General features: G+C 66.7%; 1 protein-coding gene. It reads left to right on the forward strand.

Annotated features, from left to right (window positions below; translation table 11 throughout):
- A partial coding sequence (locus NJ959_RS29790; protein ID WP_254015374.1) for an FG-GAP-like repeat-containing protein occupies positions 1-1,169 on the forward strand: 1,169 nt, incomplete at its 5' end.
- Between the last annotated feature and the right edge of the window lie 45 nt (positions 1,170-1,214).

Raw genomic sequence — 1,214 nt, forward strand, 5'->3', positions numbered from 1 at the left:
CCGGCCCGGCGGGGGGCCAGACCCTCCCCGGCAACGCCACCAGCGGCAGCGGCCCCGTCCCCCGCATCAACGGGGCCATCGGCAACGCTGGGCAAGACGCCGACATCTACCAGACCCGCACCACCAACCCTGCGGCCTTCAGCGCGACCACAGTGGGACAGACAACGCTCGATACGCAGTTGTTCCTCTTCGACTCAACCGGCCGCGGCGTCTCGTTCATGGACGACGTTTCGGCCTCGGTCTTCCAATCCACACTCACCGGCCAGTTCGTCCCCGCCGCTGGCGTCTACTACTTGGCAGTGACGGCGTACAACTTCGACGCCTTGGCCGGCGCCCAACTGATCTGGAACGACTTGCCCAATGTCGGCGAGCGCGCCCCCACCGGCCCCGGCGCGGCCAACCCGGTCACGGCCTGGTCCGGCGCGAACACCAACACTGGCTCGTACGGTATCAACCTCACCGGCGCGAGTTTCTTCGCCGATACGACCACCACCTGCCCGCCAAACTTCGCCGCCGCCACCAGCTTTCCCGTCGGAGTCGATGCCACGTCCGTGGCCGTCGGCGACCTCAATGGTGATGGCAAGCCCGATCTGGCCGTCACCAACTTCAATAGCGACAGCGTCTCTGTGCTGCTGGGCACGGGCTCTGGCTCGTTCGGCGCGGCGACCAGTTTCTTCGTGGGCGAAGGTCCCAGCGCTATCGCCACGGGCGACTTCAACACCGACGGCAGGCCCGACCTCGCGGTCGCCAACCGCTTTACCAACAACGTCTCCGTGCTGCTGGGCACCGGCACCGGCTCGTTTGGCGCCTCTACCACTTTCGGCGCTGGCAACAACCCCACCTCCGTCGCCATCGCCGACTTCAACGCCGACGGCAAGTCCGACCTCGCCGTCACCAACGAGAACAGCCTCAACGTCTCCGTCCTGCTTGGCAATGGTGCCGGTTCGTTCGGTGCGGCGACCAACTTCGGCGTTGGCTTCTTACCCACGTCGGTCGCCATCGGTGGTTTCTACGCCGGCGGAAAGCCCGACCTTGCCGCGGCAAACCTCAACCGCCCTAACGTCTCCGTTCGCATTGACAACGCCAGCGGCGGCTTCGCGGCCGCCCCCGCCGTTCCCACCGGCACCCCACCCCGCCGCCTGGCCGATGACGACGTCAACAGCGTCTGAAGGACTGCTTCCCCCATGCCTAATTCCACCACACCCCGGTTGTCC

The sequence above is a fragment of the Limnofasciculus baicalensis BBK-W-15 genome (assembly GCF_024178385.1).
Taxonomy (GTDB): domain Bacteria; phylum Cyanobacteriota; class Cyanobacteriia; order Cyanobacteriales; family Coleofasciculaceae; genus Limnofasciculus; species Limnofasciculus baicalensis.